1 protein-coding gene is annotated in these 1,312 nt (G+C 61.7%); it reads left to right on the top strand.

What is annotated here, in order from left to right:
* Positions 1-445: 445 nt before the first annotated feature.
* On the top strand, positions 446-1,312 hold an 867-nt coding region (locus AZG88_RS36015; protein WP_156517703.1), incomplete at its 3' end, for an Lsr2 family DNA-binding protein.

Here is a 1,312-nt window from a genome sequence, read left to right as displayed (position 1 = left end):
TAATGCGAGAATGGGGTCGCCGGTGTGGCCCTCTCGCTTTCCTCCCGGCCGTGGTTGCGGGCTCGACACTTTCCCGCCGCTGTTCGTTCTTGAGCTGCGTTTCGTTTTATGGCAGTCTCGTGGCCTTCGGTGCATGTGCGGAGGTCCCGCTGGGCTGACCGCTGGTCGTTGTAATTGGATGCAGTGCAAGAATATTCGCATTCGTCATTCTCGCGGCGGAAGAAGTTCCTGGCCTGCGTGGCCGCAGTGGTCCTGCTGGAGTCGGCACCGTCGACAGATGGTGCTCTGTATGTTTGTGCTGGACGACAAGGGTGATGGCACGGGTCCTCGGGAATCAGGGCAGCCCGCGTGTGATTACTTGCCGTTTCGATCTGCTGGCGGTGAGAGGGCCGAAATGCCGATACTGTGTGCGATCGACGGTCGCCCGGCGAATAGGGAGAAAAGTATGGCGGTATCACCGAGGGGTTCAGCAGGTTCGGCGCAAAAGACGACGAAAGAGATTCGTGAGTGGGCGATCGGGGAGGGTTTGGAGGTGTCTTCCCGAGGTCGGATTTCGGCCGAGATCGGGCAAGCATTCGATGCCGCTCAGGCGAAGAAGGTTCAGGTCAAACCGGCGCCGGCAAAGAAGACGGCTGCGAAGAAGATCGTTGCGGAGACGGCGGCTGCGAAGAAGCGGCCCGTGAAGAAGGTAGTCGGAGGAAAGGCTCCGGCGAAGAGGGCGGCTGCGAGCAAGGCTCCAGCGCAGAAAACGACCAAGGAGATTCGTGAGTGGGCGATCGGGGAGGGTTTGGAGGTGTCTTCCCGAGGTCGGATTTCGGCTGAGATCGTGCAAGCCTTCCATGACGCTCCGATGCAGAGGGCTCAGGTCCAACCGGCGCCGGTAAGGAAGACGGTAGCGAAGAAGACAGCTGCCAAGAAGACCGCCGGGGCGACTCCGGTCAGAAGGACAGCGGAGAACAAGGCTCCGGCGGAGAAAGCAGTCGCGACGAACACCGCCGCGGTGAAGCCGACCGGGAAGAAGGCGGCCGTAAAGAAGCCGGTCACGGCCAAGATTCCGGTGAAAGAGGCAGTGGAGAGTAAAGGTCCGGCGAAGACGGCGAACAGGGAGATTCGTGCGTGGGCGATCGCAGATGGCCGCGAGGTGTCCTCCCGCGGAAGGATTCCGGCCGAGATCGAGCAAGCTTTCCATGACGCTCATGCGAAGAAGGCGGAGGCTAAACCGGCGACGGTAAAGAAGGCGGCAGCGAGGAAGACAGCTGCCAAGAAGACGGCTGTGGCGGCGGCTCCGGTCCAGAGGGTAGCGGCGGGCAAG

Source organism: Rhodococcus sp. LB1 (genome assembly GCF_001583455.1).
Classification (GTDB): Bacteria; Actinomycetota; Actinomycetes; order Mycobacteriales; family Mycobacteriaceae; genus Rhodococcus_F; species Rhodococcus_F opacus.
The sequence above is the reverse complement of the archived record's forward strand: the minus strand, read 5'-3'. Positions and strand labels throughout refer to the sequence as shown.